Annotated in this window: 11 protein-coding genes and 2 tRNA genes; 10 read left to right on the top strand and 3 right to left on the bottom strand. The window is 40.1% G+C overall.

Annotated elements, in window-relative coordinates; all coding sequences use genetic code 11:
- Window positions 1–8: 8 nt before the first annotated feature.
- Window positions 9–908, bottom strand: coding sequence for an ATP phosphoribosyltransferase (hisG, locus tag IEY03_RS03390; protein WP_188839909.1), 900 nt, complete (start codon window positions 906–908; stop codon window positions 9–11).
- Window positions 909–1,523: 615 nt separating this feature from the next.
- Between hisG and galU the strand changes: the two genes are divergently transcribed.
- The 3 genes from galU to IEY03_RS03375 all read left to right on the top strand — a co-directional run bounded on the left by galU (window position 1,524) and on the right by IEY03_RS03375 (window position 2,817).
- On the top strand, window positions 1,524–2,411 hold the full coding sequence (gene galU, locus IEY03_RS03385) for a UTP--glucose-1-phosphate uridylyltransferase GalU (RefSeq protein ID WP_188839908.1): 888 nt from the start codon (window positions 1,524–1,526) through the stop codon (window positions 2,409–2,411).
- A 225-nt stretch (window positions 2,412–2,636) separates the two neighbouring features.
- A tRNA-Val gene (locus IEY03_RS03380) sits at window positions 2,637–2,713 on the top strand.
- 27 nt (window positions 2,714–2,740) lie between these two features.
- Window positions 2,741–2,817, top strand: a tRNA-Val gene (locus IEY03_RS03375).
- Window positions 2,818–3,497: 680 nt separating this feature from the next.
- Here the strand turns inward: IEY03_RS03375 and IEY03_RS03370 are convergent.
- Window positions 3,498–4,787, bottom strand: coding sequence for an alpha/beta fold hydrolase (locus tag IEY03_RS03370; protein WP_188839907.1), 1,290 nt, complete (start codon window positions 4,785–4,787; stop codon window positions 3,498–3,500).
- Window positions 4,788–4,951: 164 nt separating this feature from the next.
- On the opposite strand from IEY03_RS03370, the gene IEY03_RS03365 reads away from it, so the two are divergent.
- From IEY03_RS03365 to IEY03_RS03335, 6 genes are all read left to right on the top strand, one after another.
- A complete protein-coding gene (locus IEY03_RS03365) occupies window positions 4,952–5,596 on the top strand; it encodes an MBL fold metallo-hydrolase (protein WP_188839906.1) in 645 nt (214 codons plus the stop codon).
- Window positions 5,597–5,715: 119 nt separating this feature from the next.
- Window positions 5,716–6,921 (top strand): XdhC family protein, encoded by a 1,206-nt coding sequence (locus tag IEY03_RS17060; protein WP_229778179.1) that lies wholly within the window; start codon window positions 5,716–5,718, stop codon window positions 6,919–6,921.
- On the top strand, window positions 6,921–7,616 hold the full coding sequence (locus IEY03_RS03350) for a nucleotidyltransferase family protein (protein ID WP_188839905.1): 696 nt from the start codon (window positions 6,921–6,923) through the stop codon (window positions 7,614–7,616). The genes IEY03_RS17060 and IEY03_RS03350 overlap by 1 nt, the downstream gene beginning before the upstream one ends.
- 3 nt (window positions 7,617–7,619) lie before the next feature.
- Window positions 7,620–8,084 (top strand): (2Fe-2S)-binding protein, encoded by a 465-nt coding sequence (locus IEY03_RS03345; RefSeq protein ID WP_188839904.1) that lies wholly within the window; start codon window positions 7,620–7,622, stop codon window positions 8,082–8,084.
- 1 nt (window position 8,085) lies between these two features.
- The gene (locus tag IEY03_RS03340; protein ID WP_188839903.1) at window positions 8,086–10,329 is read left to right on the top strand and encodes a xanthine dehydrogenase family protein molybdopterin-binding subunit; all 2,244 of its coding nucleotides are present in this window, start codon (window positions 8,086–8,088) and stop codon (window positions 10,327–10,329) included.
- Between the two features lie 249 nt (window positions 10,330–10,578).
- Entirely contained in the window at window positions 10,579–12,021 is a 1,443-nt protein-coding gene (locus IEY03_RS03335) for a methyl-accepting chemotaxis protein (protein WP_188839902.1), read from the top strand.
- 61 nt (window positions 12,022–12,082) lie between these two features.
- On the opposite strand, the gene IEY03_RS03330 is transcribed toward IEY03_RS03335, so the two are convergent.
- Complete coding sequence (locus IEY03_RS03330; protein ID WP_188839901.1) at window positions 12,083–12,793, bottom strand: SIMPL domain-containing protein; 711 nt, start codon at window positions 12,791–12,793, stop codon at window positions 12,083–12,085.
- A gap of 116 nt (window positions 12,794–12,909) precedes the next feature.
- Between IEY03_RS03330 and IEY03_RS03325 the strand changes: the two genes are divergently transcribed.
- Window positions 12,910–14,130 (top strand): HD-GYP domain-containing protein, encoded by a 1,221-nt coding sequence (locus tag IEY03_RS03325; RefSeq protein ID WP_188839900.1) that lies wholly within the window; start codon window positions 12,910–12,912, stop codon window positions 14,128–14,130.
- The last annotated feature ends 149 nt before the right edge of the window (window positions 14,131–14,279 follow it).

Below are 14,279 nucleotides of genomic sequence, written 5' to 3'. Positions count from 1 at the left end.
CATCGACATTACCCCATCATTTTTTCAATTGGCATCACCAATATTGACGTCGCACCTAAAGCGGTCAATTGCTCCATGGTGTCCCAAAATAAATCCTCTGTGCTGACCGCGTGAATTGCCACTCGGTTAGTATCATCATTAAGCGGTAACACGGTTGGATTTTCTGCGCCTGGTAGTAATGCAACGATTTGATCAAGTGTTTCAGTTGGCGCGTGTAATAAAATATATTTACTTTCACGTGCACGGATCACGCCATTTACACGAGACAAAATTTTATCAATTAGGGCTTGTTTTGATGGAGTTTGTGGCTGGTTTGATTGAATAATACAAGCCATCGAGCGGTAAATGACTTCTGTTTCATATAAGCCATTGGCTTCAAGTGTTGCACCTGTTGACACTAAATCACAGATGCCGTCAGCAAGGCCTGCGCGAGGGGCAACCTCAACCGAACCTTTAAGCATACAATCACGGTAGTTTATGCCTTTTTCTTGCATGAATCGGCGCAAAATGTTCGGGTAAGAAGTGGCAATGCGAAGTCCTTCTAACGATTGCGCATCGTTGTAGCTAAACTCATTCGGGACGGCTAACGATAACCGGCATGCACCAAAATCAAGCTCACGTAATTTGATACAATCAGCAGGTTTATTCACTAGCTGGCGCTCTAGCTGTTCTTCTTCTAGAACATTCTCACCAATGATCCCTAAGTCAACAACGCCATCCATCACTAAACCTGGGATATCATCATCACGCACTCTTAATAAATCGATTGGCATATTATCGGCGTGGGCAATAAGGCGTTGCTCGTTAACAGTGAATTTAACACCACAGCTTTTTAACAGTTGCTGCGACTCTTTTGATAAACGACCAGACTTTTGAATGGCAATTCTTAAACGGTTTGATTCAGTCATTAGTAAACACCTATAAGTAAAATTAAAATATAAAAACAATTAGTTAAAATAAAAAGTTAAAATAAGAAAAACAAAAAACCCCTGAAATTTCTTCCAGGGGTTTGTGATAGTTTCACCGCCGGAAGGGAAATAAACCCTCGGCAGTAAGCATCCGAAGGCTACCGCATATGGTGGTGATGATGAATTGCAGTTAGTTGGATGTTCATGTTGTGTTTCTCTTGGTTAAAACAGCTTCAAAGCTGTTTTTTAAAATTCATATTAAGTTCTGTGCTAAATGCTGGTGAACTTGTTGTGCTTTAAAACTTAACCGCTAATGAGTTTGTTTGCAATAGCGAATAAAGCAATTTTGTAATTTTTTTACCAAGTATTATGCAATAAGATATAAAAAGTACCTGAAACCTGAAGTTTCAATCCATAATGGTGAATCATTATGTTGAATAAGTATATTCAAGATAAAGCAAACATCAAAAAGCCGTAAATCTGAAATTGTGCTATATTCGAAATATATTTATATCAAGGTGATACAAAATTTTTCACCTTGGACATCAACAATAAATCAACTTAGTTTCTGTTTTAGTATTTCCAGAAATATTATAGAACTCTTAAGGAGAGTAAATGAAAGTTGTTATCCCCGTAGCAGGACTAGGCACTCGGATGTTGCCAGCAACTAAGGCTATTCCTAAAGAGATGTTACCTTTAGTTGATAAGCCATTAATTCAATATATTGTTGATGAATGTGTTAGTGCAGGCGTAACCGAAATCGTGTTGGTTACCCATGCCAGTAAAAACGCAATTGAAAACCATTTCGATAAATCCTATGAACTGGAATCGACTCTTGAAAAACGTGTTAAGCGTCAGCTATTACATGAAGTACAGTCTATTTGCCCCAAAAACGTTACTATCATGCATGTGCGCCAAGGTGAAGCAAAAGGCTTAGGTCATGCTGTATTGTGCGCAAAACCTTGTATTGGTGATGAACCATTTGCAGTGGTGTTACCTGATGTTATTTTAGACAGCTATTCAGCGGATCAACGTACTGAAAATTTAGCATCTATGATCGCAAGATTTAAACAAACTAAAGCAAGTCAGATCATGGTCGCGCCAGTTCCTGAAAAGGATGTCCATAAATACGGTATCGCAGATTGTAATGGAGAGAAAATTCTTCCTGGTCAATCAGCTAAGATAACTCGCATGGTTGAGAAACCGAGTCAATCAGAGGCTCCATCAAATCTGGCTGTTATTGGTCGTTACGTATTATCAGAAAAAATATGGGCTTTACTTGCTAAAACTCCCCCAGGGGCAGGTGATGAGATTCAGTTAACTGATGCCATTGATATGTTGATAGCTTCTGATTCTGTTGAAGCATTCAATATGACAGGTAAGTCACACGATTGTGGTGATAAATTAGGTTATATGAAAGCATTTGTTGAATATGGATTACATGATCCCAAGTTAGGTGAAATATTCAAAAATGATTTAGCAAAATTACTTGAACAGTATTAAAAAACTCTTCGACTTAAAAGTAAGACTTAACCTTTTTTAAGTATAACAAGAAGCATCATCTTAAAAAGTCCAAGCCGTTATGCTTCAACGACTTGGACTTTTTAGTTTTAATTTGACAAGTTGCACAGCAAATCGCCATTTAAGCATTTCAAGTTAACTTTTACTTGCAAGCCGTGGTTATCACACTTACTATAGCGACCGCTTTGTTAGGAAAGCATTATCTGTACACCCGTAGCTCAGTTGGTTAGAGCACTACCTTGACATGGTAGGGGTCGGTGGTTCGAGTCCACTCGGGTGTACCAATTTTATTTCCTTAAGCATCCCAAAATACACCCGTAGCTCAGCTGGTTAGAGCACTACCTTGACATGGTAGGGGTCGGTGGTTCGAGTCCACTCGGGTGTACCATTTCTTGTTTTAACGCCTTGCTTTAAATCCTCGCTTTATCAATAGGTTTTAATCTTTTATATTAATTCTGTCTTGAATTAAAACAAGCATGTACTTAATGTTATTGTTAACAGCAACTTCTATTGTTGTTTGAAAATATCATCATCCACAGTGTTAAAAATTCAAATCCAGATACCATCATCCCAACAATTAGATTTATTCTTTGTACCCATTTCTAGCCAAGTATGCAGAGATATGATTGTCTAAATTGCAAAGCTAGAATTTTGCATTCCAATTTGGTTAATCAAGGGTTGCTAAACACTGAAGTCAGATGACTGGGTGATGTGGTGAGTAAATTGATAGTTTTCTACTAACGCACATTTAACCTTTGCCAAAACGACAGAACGGTTTGGCTTAAAACTTACGCTTGTAATCAGGTTCGGAGGTTGTTTTGTGATAACTACAAAAGCAAAAAAAAAAGGTAAACCAAAGTGGTTTACCTGCATACGGGAAAGGTTTAAAGCTAAAATGATGGGTCAAATATCATTAAGTAAACACATAAAATGTATAAAGAGTGTGTAGAACATGTACATGCTACAAGCTGATACTTAACTGACCATTAATTAGAAATTAAACGCTTCACTTTGTTGCTTTTTCATCTGTTTCTTATTTTGAATCTAGGTTCTTGTGTTAGCTAAGCATCAACGCAAGCATTGACCTCGATTCAATTTGATTAATTTATCTAAAATATGTTCGCCATCCATACGAATACCATTGTGTTCATATTCTGAAGTTAACCAGTACTTTAAGTTACCAACTTGTTTTGCCGTTTCTAAGCTATATTGCATTTCAACAAACATATCTTCGCTGTATATTGCTGCCGCAAGTGGCACTTTGTTATTGGCCAATTGTTCTAAATTATACAGTGCGGGCCAATCTTTTTTTGCAGCTAAAAGATCTGCAGCGGCGTTTAATGGTTGCAATCCTGCAAATTGATTAAACATCCATGGATAAATCATCTCACCGGTAAATAACAAGGGTTTATTCGGTTGATAGTGAAATTCAGGGTAGCTGTCTCGCACTCGATGGGCCGCCCACTTAGAGGCACTTTGTTGGCAGTAAATTGATTCATGCAGTAGAGCAAAAATAGGGTTAGTGTTGTAATCTAAAAATTGGCTAAATTGATGTAAGAATAATGGATTGACTTCAATGCCATGACGAGTGTCGATAAGGGCTTGCTCTAATAAATAGTAAACTGCTTCTGGACCTTGTTCCATGCCTAAATTGATGCCGAGTAATTGGAACATTTCAACAGTGAGTTGCTCTCCAGTGGCTAAATACACTTTATGCTCATACAAATGCTGCGCTATGTTGTCAACCAGTGTTCTTGCATCGGCAAAACGTTTAAAGAAGTCAGTGTTTTTGGCCAATACCCTTTGGTATGTTGCCTGATACACCTCATCTGCGCTGCGAGTTAAAGAGGGAATGCCGCCAGTAATATAGGCTTCTTTAACACCTTCCGGCGCGGCTGATAAATAATGTAATACACAAAATCCACCAAAGCTTTGGCCTAAAATTGTCCAGGGCTCGTTTGCTGATAATTTAGTTCGGATAAGTTCAGCATCACGAATGATATTGTCAGCCCGAAAATGGCTCAAATATTCAGCTTGCTGACTAGCATTCATATAACTTAGTGCTACAGCATTTATTGGCGTTGAAAGACCTGTGCCACGTTGATCAAGTAATAATACCCGATACTCTTGTAGGGCTCGCTTTATCCAACCGCTGTTATTGATAGGTCTGGCGGCACCAAAGCCTGGACCGCCTTGAAAAAATACTAAATAAGGTAATGCTTTATGCTGATTTTCTACACTGACTATTTCACGGGCAAATATGGAAATTTGCTCACTGGGACTTTGTTGATAATCTAGCGGGACAGAAAAGGTGTGTTTGTGAACAATAATGTCACTTAAGGTCTGTGATATATTCATGTGAGCTGTTCGTTATTGGTTTTAGATTAATTGTAAGTGGCAGTTTAGGAGAACTCAATCAATCTGGGGGATTAAATTTAAGTAAATTGGTATCAAGATCAAGTTAGCAAAGGTAAAATTAGCGAATAATAAAATGTGTATTTTTGCATTTAGGAGTGTGCTTTATGAAGTATCAAATCATACCTGTAACCCCGTTTCAGCAAAATTGTAGTGTGATTTGGTGTGAAACTACTCTTAAGGCTGCTGTTGTCGATCCTGGTGGCGACATTGAGCGTGTGTTAACTGAGGTGAATAAACTCGGGTTAACAGTTGAAAAAGTATTATTAACCCATGGCCATATTGATCATGTTGGTGGCGCAAACAAACTCGCATTGCATTTAAATGTGCCCATAATTGGCCCTCATATTGCGGATAAATTTTGGTTGGACAGCTTACCTAAGCAAAGCCAAAATTTTGGGTTTCCTGCAGTTGAAGTATTTGCTCCCAATCAATACTTAACTGACGGTGAAGAGGTTAACGTGGGGGAGCAATCTTTATCTGTGATCCATTGCCCAGGACATACACCAGGACATATCGTGTTTTATTCTAAGGTGTCAGGTATTGCTTGGGTTGGTGATGTGCTTTTTAGAAGTTCGATTGGCAGAACCGATTTTCCACAATCAAATCATCAAGATTTAGTGAATTCAATTACACAGAAACTTTGGCCTCTTGGCAACCATGTCAGTTTTATTCCTGGACATGGCCCAATGTCGACATTTGCTGAAGAGCGTGAGCATAACCCGTTTGTCGCTGATCAACTATTAGGTTAGTCGCGGCTTATCAGAACCTTAGGATTAGGCTTATTGAATATTAACCATGTTGTAGACTTCTCATCCTTGTTGCACTCTGTTAGGTTAACTTAAACACAATAGAATGCCTTGGGTTATTCATGCGTCAACATTTGGTCGATTTATTAGATGTCTGGCAAGCTGATTATCAAGATGATTGGGTTGTTGCGATACTTACTCATGTACAAGGGTCTTCTTATCGAAAACCTGGTGCAATAATGTTTTTCCACCCTTTGGGTAAAACCTTGGGCATGTTAAGCGGTGGTTGTTTAGAAGCCGATTTACGTCGCCATGCCCAGCGAGCCATTCAAACTCAGCAAGTCATTCAACTCACGTATGATGCTACCGATGAGTCAGATACCAGTTACCAGTTAGGTTGTGGTGGCATAGTCAACATCATGATGTTGCCGCTGACTTCAGCCAATCACTATCTTGGATTACAGAAACTTTATCACGATCTCAATAGTGGCAAGTCGGGTGAGTTTGAAATTGATATTGTCAATAACGGCACCTCAGCAGCAAAGGTGAAAGCTCGATGGCTGGTTAAGGATAAAGCGGAACAAATCAGCAAAACCACTTTTGTCGCAGCAAAACACAATGCCCCCATATCATTAGCCATCTGTGAAATTGATCCCCCTGATTTAGATACTCACTCAGATGTTTATAATCCTTCGTCTATCGAGTTATCAAAGCGCGAAGCTATAAGTCTTAACCTCAATCAGGCTCCATCAAAGGATGTTAAAGTGTCTCTTACAAAGACAATAGCAGCAGTGCAAAGTGATTCTGCGCAATGTGAAGGGCATTTAATCATTCCCATGTCGCCTCCAATTCATTTAGGTATTTTTGGTGGTGGCCTTGATGCAGAGCCTATAGCACAAATTGCGCAAACCTTAGGATGGAAAGTAACCATTTTTGATGAGCGCACCGCTTATGCGCGCCAATATGATTTCCCACGTGCCAATATTATGAAAATGCCCTGTGATGCCGTTAATGGAGACATTTATCAAAGCTTAGATGCCGCATTTGTCATGAATCATAATGTCAGTCTAGATGCTAAAGCCCTTAATCAATTGGTGAAATTTAACCTTGGTTATATTGCATTACTTGGGCCAGTTCATCGGCGAGATAGAGTATTACATGCTGCGCAATTGTGCTTGACAGATTTTACAGGCTATTTCTCAGCTCCTGCAGGTTTAGCCTTGGGCGGCGAATTACCCAGTTCCGTGGGATTAAGTATTTTGGCTCAATGTCATGGTATTTTGCATGCTAGTCAGAACATTAGCTTAGATAAAGTGATGCTGAAATAATGCAACAGTTCTCCCCAATATCATCCATCGAAGATAAACCCCAAAAGGCGGTGGTAGTTATTTTAGCTGCCGGTGAAAGTCGTCGTTTTGACGGAATAAAGCAGTTGGCAATGCTCGATAAAAATCGACTGATGCTTGGACAAACATTAGATGCGTTAAAGCAAATGCAGAATATGATCGTTCAGCAGTGTAAAACAGATGATGCTTTACCAGTCAATTTAGCTCACATAGCCCTAGTGTTAGGCGGACATCATCAGCAAATTATGTCAAATCCACTTTTGATGTCTTCATTTCAACAAGTTGAAGTAATTCATAATCATCAATGGCAACAGGGATTATCGAGTTCAATACATAGTGCAGTACATTTTGCCCAAAACCAGCAAGCAGATGCGCTAATGTTAGTGTTAGCGGATCAAGTGGCGTTGAAATCAAATGATTATCTTGCAATATGGCAAGCATTTATCGATGGCGGGCAAACAACCGGTGCATTTTATCAGCAAGATGTTGGTGTGCCCGCTATATTTTTAAAGGACGACTTTAAGCCGTTATTGGCGTTAACCGGTGATGTCGGTGCTAAAAAAATATTAAAAACAAGACTTCAATCAAATAGCTTAGTGTGTGTCGACTTAGCGCAAGCAAGTATTGATATTGATACCCAAGCCGATCTAACCGTGTGGTTGGCAAACAAGGAGTAACAGATGACAATTCCAGCCCAAACATTAGTAGTTAATGGTAAAAACTTTACCATTAACGCTGACCCCAACATGCCCGTTTTATGGGCATTACGTGACATTATTGGATTAAGTGGCACGAAATTCGGTTGTGGTTCCGGTCTTTGTGGTGCTTGTACTATTCATGTTGATGGTGAACCAATGCGTGGCTGTTTAACCAGCTTAAAACAAGTTGTCGGTAAACAGGTTACCACCATTGAGGGTGTAGAAGCTGAGCAGTTAAAAACCAAATGGGCTGAGCATAACGTACCGCAATGCGGTTACTGCCAAGCTGGGCAAATTATGTCAGCAGCAGCCTTGTTAGCAAAAACACCTAAACCGACAGATGGACAAATTGACGAGGCGATGGCTGGCAATATTTGTCGCTGCGGCACTTATCCACGGATCAAGGCTGCGATTAAAGCTGCCGCTACCGAAAATGCGGAGGCTTAACATGACAACATTTACAGCAGTTGAAAATATTAGTCGCCGTGATGTTTTAAAATTATTTGGTGCAGCCGGTGGTGGGTTAGCTTTAGGAGCAACGGGGCTCGCGTGGAGTCCGATGGCACTGGCGCAAGATAAGCAAGCCATGATGAATCTATTTATCGCGATAGGTGAAGATAATAAGGTGTATTTAACCTGCCATAGGTCTGAAATGGGTCAGGGGATCCGCACTGGGATCCCACAGATTTTGGCTGATGAATTAGAAGCCGATTGGAATAATGTGGTCGTTATTCAAGGCCTAGCGGACAAGCGTTATGGTAGCCAAAATACCGATGGTAGTCGCAGTATTCGAAAGCATTACACCCGTATGCGTCAAATGGGTGCGGTGGCTCGGACCATGCTTGAACAGACTGCTGCAGATAAGTGGCAAGTGCCGGTGTCTGAGGTCTATGCCAAATCAGGTAAGGTATTTCACAAAAGCTCAAATAAAAATCTGACCTTTGGCGAGTTGGCCCTAGATGCGGGTAAACAAACGGTACCAGCAATAGAGTCGGTCAGGTTAAAGTCTGATAGTGATTTTACCCATATTGGTCAGTCCAAAACCATTGTTGATATGCAAGACATGCTAAACGGTAAAGCTATTTATGGGTATGACATCAAGTTAGATGGCATGGTGTACGCCAGTATTAGCCGACCTCCAGTATTAGGCAGTGATGTGGCAAGCCTGGATGATAGTGACGCGCGTAAAGTTGTTGGCGTTATTGATGTCATTCAATTGCCTGTTCCCAAAGGCGCTCCCGTTTTTCAAGCCCTGGGTGGCGTCGCCGTTATTGCAACCAATACTTGGAGCGCAATGCAGGGGAGAAAAGCACTAAAAGTGAGCTGGACGGCTTCAGTGAATGATCGCCATGACACCGACAAATATATGGCTGAATTAGTGGATAAAGTGAAACAGCCGGGTAAAGTGATGCGCCAACGAGGTGATAGCGTTAAAAATTGGCCTAAGGAATCCACTTTAAATGCAGTCTACACAGTACCTTATCTTACCCATGCCATGATGGAGCCACCTGTTGCTACTGCACATGTGACTACAGAAGGATGCGAGCTATGGTCATCAACTCAAACGCCGCAAAGCACTCAACAAAATGTTGCTGGGGCTTTAGGGCTTAAAGAAGAAAATGTCAAAGTGAATGTCACCCTATTAGGCGGCGGTTTTGGGCGTAAATCGAAACCCGACTTTAGCGTTGAAGCGGCCATTTTGTCACAACGCCTTAATAAACCAGTAAAAGTATCCTGGACTCGTGAAGATGAAATTCAGCATGGTTATTATCACGCAATCAGTGCACAGTTTTACCAAGCTAAGTTTGATGGCAACAACAAGGTTGATGCTTTACTCGCACGAACGGGGTTCCCATCTATTAGTTCAACCTTTGCAGAAGGGGTTGATATGCCCTCTGCAGGCGAGTTGGATCTTGGCTTTACAGATGTACCGTTAGCATTACCTCAAATTCGATTAGAAGCGGTGAAAGCGGTTGCCCGTACTCGCATCGGTTGGATGCGCTCAGTGTGTAATATTCAGCATGCTTTTGGTATTGGCAGTTTTGTTGATGAGTTAGCCGTAAAAGCCAATAAACCGTGCATTCAAATGTGGCGTGAAATGCTCGGCACAGCCCGTAAAGAAACATTTGCAAACCAAGGTTTTAGCTATGGCAATTATGGTGAAGAATTAGCCGACCATCCTGTTGATGTTGCTCGATATCACCACTTGCTTAATGTCATGGAAGCCGCATTAGCCAAACAGCCACAAGTGGCTAAAAATCAAGGTTGGGGATTTGCTATTCATCGCAGTTTTGTAAGCTATGTTGCTGTGGCAACTTTAGTGGAAGTGGTTGATAACAAATTACAGGTGCTGAAATCGATAGCCGCTATTGATGCTGGTTTAGTGGTTAACCCTGATAGGGTGAAATCACAAACCGAAGGCGCGATAATTTTTGGGTTAAGTTTAGCCATGATGGGTGAAATTAGCTTTAAAGACGGTAAGGTTACCCAGTCAAACTTCCATGATTATCCTTTGCTTAGATTGCCACAATGCCCAGATATTGAAGTGATATTAGTTGAGTCAAATGCCAAGCCAGCTGGTGTCGGTGAGCCAGGAGTTCCACCTGTTGCGCCAAGTTTAACCAATGCGATTTTTGCCGCTACAGGAAATCGTTATCGTGATTTACCGTTAAATAAGGTGTTATCCGTGTAGGGGAGATCCAATCAGATTTCCCTGTCAGTTTTAGTGTAAAACTGTGAGCTAACCGACTCACGTTTATGTCAATCTGGCCGATAATAAAAGCCTAGGTGGTATGGGTCAGCACCTAGGCTTTATCTGTTTATATGTGCGTAATAAGGGTGTGTTAAAATAAGTTGCTGCGCTACTTAAAGTAAAAAATAATATTACACTATACTTTGGTTCAGCTTTATCTGTTTGCATAATAATTACTAGGGAAATCTTATGAAACAAATTCAGTTTCGTAAAGTCGATGCCATGCTGATCAAACTCAGTTTGAACGGCAAGTTTTGGGTTGTTTGTTCATTAGTTACACTAATTACACTCGCCATAGCTGTTTTAAATCAACAGCATAATCAAAAAATCATTCAAGCAGCCTCTATGGCTCAAGTTACCGCCAGTGTTCAGGCATTTGCCGATGCGGCAACTAACCAGCAATTATCATCCGATCAATTAGATCAGTTTGTTCGAGATAATCAATTATCTTTGGTGTCACGTTCAACATCTTCTCGACAGGGGGATGCGATTACCGTAACTGCGCCAGTGGGTGATGAATATTTGTCATTGACCAAGAATGTAACACAATGGGAGGAATCGCAATCGGATAGCAGTCTATTTTGGTATGCCTTGTTAGGTTTATTGCCATTGTTCCAATTGTGCTATTGGATCTCGACCTCATTGGGAGGCGGACTATGGGATATGTATGTGGCGATTAAACGCTTAGCGGACGGGAACTTAACTCAACGTCTCAACTTTTTTGGTACTGATGATTTTAGTTTGATTGCTAAAGAGATTGACCGCTGTGCTGATAACATGAGCGAGATGGTGACCGCGATTGGCGAAAATGCCAAAACCTTGGCCATGGCAGCAACCACTTTTAGTCAACAAGCCAGTACAAATGATGACTTAATCAAACAGCAACATCATTTTTTGGATTCTGTGTCGCATTCAATGGAGCAAATGACGGCAGCCATTTCGGATGTGTCTCACCATGCTTCAACGACCTCCGGTCATACAAAAGAAAATGCTAATCAGGTGAATGAAAGCCGTAAGAAAATTAAAGATGCTGAGCAACGTATCAGCTATTTAACGGCTAGGATCTCCGAAGCATTTGCATCCGTTGAACAGTTATCAAAAGATGCGACTCAAATTAATGCCGTGGTGACTACCATTAATGGTATTTCCGAACAAACTAACTTATTAGCGTTAAATGCGGCAATTGAAGCCGCGCGCGCAGGTGAGCAAGGTCGTGGTTTTGCTGTCGTAGCGGATGAAGTGCGTACGCTTGCGGGTAGGACACAAAACGCGACCGTTGAAATTCAAACCATGATTGAAGGCTTACAAAAAGGGTCTACTAAGTTAACGCAAATCACCAATGACATTGTCAAACAAGCCGATGAGGGTAGTACCAGTATTATGGCTGTGGGTGAAGAGATCACTCATATGGCTGATTCAATCAATGCAGTATTTGATATGAGCAGTCAGATAGCCGCGTCAGCTGAAGAACAAAGTGTGGCATCAGCTGATATTGTGTCACAAGTGAATGAAGTGAGAAGTCAATCGAATACCATTTTAGCCAACGCGAATCAGGCATTGGTGATTGCTAAAGATTTAAATGTGTCTTCTAAAGGGCTAAGCCAAATTTTAACTCAGTATCGTACGGCTTAACATATTCAAACGGTTAACTAAAAGGCTCTGATATGCAGAGCCTTTTTTATATTAATTAATCTTAATCTGCTAAATAATAAGCAATGGTTGATACGACTCGTACACGTTTGATATGTGGGTTGTTTTTATCTCTATCGCCAATAGAAAATTGACCTTGAGAAGCATTCTTGATTTTACCTAATCGGCTGTTAGAGTCCGCAGCAAACTTCTCAGCAACCATCCGAGCATTAGTGGTGGATTGTTCTATCATCTGTGGCTTTACATCATTTAACCGACTGAAAATATATTCAACCTGAGCGTTGTAATCATTTTGACTAAACACTATGCCTTTTTTCCCAAGTTCGGTAATTTTAGGCATAGCATCACGAACCAATGCAATACTACTTGAATAAACTGTGATGGTTTGTAGCGCGGTATAGCGAAACTCAAAGTCTTGTTGTCCACCATATTGTTGAGCTAATTTGTCGTTGATTTTTGGCGAAGCATAACTGACTTCATTAGCGGCAATATTTTGTGATGCTAAAAAAGCAATAATTTGTTGTGCCTGTTCATCGATTTGATTATATAAATTTTCAAGATCGTTATCGGCTGCTGTAAATTGAATTGGCCAAATAACAATGTCAGCAGGAAATTCAGCCTCAGCAAGCCCTTTAACCGTGACATTGCGGTCATAAGTCTTTACCTCTAACAATGCTTGCTTAATGAGTAATCCAAAAATGGTAAAACTGATTACAAGCATTAGCCCTAGAATTGTTGCAGTGGATTTTTGCATTAATGCTCCTTAAATTAACCATTGGCAGAAGGTTTATTAGCTTATCAAAAAATTTTCAATTGCGATTTCAATATATCTAGCTAAGCTTGTCCTGTACAGGTTTCAAAGGATTGAAAATGTCAGTGATAATTAAATCTAACGATCAAGACCAAATTAAATTTGTTTTTATATCTAAGTTAACTCAATGGCGTAAAACAATTTTTGAACGGGTGTTCACTGTTTTAGCCCTCTTATGTTTTCCGGTTTATATCAGCAGTGTTTACTTATGTATTAACATTGGCCACTGGGATCTTGTGGTATTCGACACCCTTGTTTACAGCCTATTTTTGTTAATCACTTTTGCCAGCGTTATACCATTAAAAGTCAGATTTATACTCGGCAGCACTATGACTTATGTTATTGGTGTGGCCTATTTATTTGTGCTTGGCCCAGCTGGTGCGGGCTATTTTTGGTTATTCATTTACCCTCTATTAAGTTGTGCGCTGCTGGGGACTAAATCAGGGTATATTGCCCAAATCATTAATTTTTTGACTCTTGCCATCATTGGACTTTTTTATTATTACCATTGGCTGTCCTGGCCAAATATTCAGGGATATTCATTTTTTATCTGGTGTGTTATTGCCATAATTTTTATGGCGACAAATATTGGTGCTATGTTGATTTTTGGTTATTTATTATCGATAACCGCTAAAAACTTAACTCGGACCCTCAATTCAAGATATGCATTGATTGTTGGATTAGCGACTGCATTAGAAGGAAGTAACCCTGATGTGCAGCAACATATACATCGTGTCGCAATGTATGTGAAGGTATTAGCAGAACAAGTCTCTGAATCTGCAACCCATGAAAAAGATGTGATAACTAATATTGATAATCTAATGCTTGCTAGTATGTTGCATGATGTTGGAATGCGCGATGTCCCAGAAGCATTATTGTCTAGTGAAAAAAAATTATCGTTAGATGACGTTGAACTTATTAAACGCCACTGTGTAGTTGGGACAAATATTATTAAAGACATGCTTAGATGTGACAGTGATTGTAAAATGTTGTCTATGGCGAAGGATATTGCCTTGTATCATCATGAAAATTGGGATGGTTCTGGTTATCCACAAAATGTGGTTGGCGCTCTTATCCCTTTAAGTGCGCGAATTATGCGCCTAGTAGATGTTTATGATGGCATGACAAGCCCACGGCAATACAAAGAAATGAATGGTCATATTAAGGCGGTTGAGTATATTACCCAACAATCAGGACGTTTATTTGATGCAAACCTTGTGAGGGCATTCTTATTAGTAGAGAAAGACTTTGCTAAATTGAACCCCAAAAGCACGGCATGATTGGTGGTTAAGTTAATTTCAATCTCTAAAATTATTAGAGATTGGCCTAGCAATTATCTTATCGCAAGCTGAAGCATGTTTGTTTAAGTTTGTGTTTTTATTGTCTGATAGATTATTTAGCGATTAAAAATAAAAAACCAGCATTAGAT

This window comes from Shewanella aestuarii (assembly GCF_014647215.1).
GTDB classification, from domain to species: domain Bacteria; phylum Pseudomonadota; class Gammaproteobacteria; order Enterobacterales; family Shewanellaceae; genus Shewanella; species Shewanella aestuarii.
This window is presented reverse-complemented; position numbering and strand designations above follow the sequence as displayed.

Bases quoted from the DNA above. Each gene is read 5' to 3' on its own strand.
- hisG (WP_188839909.1), bottom strand. From the start codon at position 908: ATGACTGAATCAAACCGTTTAAGAATTGCCATTCAAAAGTCTGGTCGT.
- galU (WP_188839908.1), top strand. From the start codon at position 1,524: ATGAAAGTTGTTATCCCCGTAGCAGGACTAGGCACTCGGATGTTGCCA.
- IEY03_RS03370 (WP_188839907.1), bottom strand. From the start codon at position 4,787: ATGAATATATCACAGACCTTAAGTGACATTATTGTTCACAAACACACC.
- IEY03_RS03365 (WP_188839906.1), top strand. From the start codon at position 4,952: ATGAAGTATCAAATCATACCTGTAACCCCGTTTCAGCAAAATTGTAGT.
- IEY03_RS17060 (WP_229778179.1), top strand. From the start codon at position 5,716: ATGCGTCAACATTTGGTCGATTTATTAGATGTCTGGCAAGCTGATTAT.
- IEY03_RS03350 (WP_188839905.1), top strand. From the start codon at position 6,921: ATGCAACAGTTCTCCCCAATATCATCCATCGAAGATAAACCCCAAAAG.
- IEY03_RS03345 (WP_188839904.1), top strand. From the start codon at position 7,620: ATGACAATTCCAGCCCAAACATTAGTAGTTAATGGTAAAAACTTTACC.
- IEY03_RS03340 (WP_188839903.1), top strand. From the start codon at position 8,086: ATGACAACATTTACAGCAGTTGAAAATATTAGTCGCCGTGATGTTTTA.
- IEY03_RS03335 (WP_188839902.1), top strand. From the start codon at position 10,579: ATGAAACAAATTCAGTTTCGTAAAGTCGATGCCATGCTGATCAAACTC.
- IEY03_RS03330 (WP_188839901.1), bottom strand. From the start codon at position 12,793: ATGCAAAAATCCACTGCAACAATTCTAGGGCTAATGCTTGTAATCAGT.
- IEY03_RS03325 (WP_188839900.1), top strand. From the start codon at position 12,910: ATGTCAGTGATAATTAAATCTAACGATCAAGACCAAATTAAATTTGTT.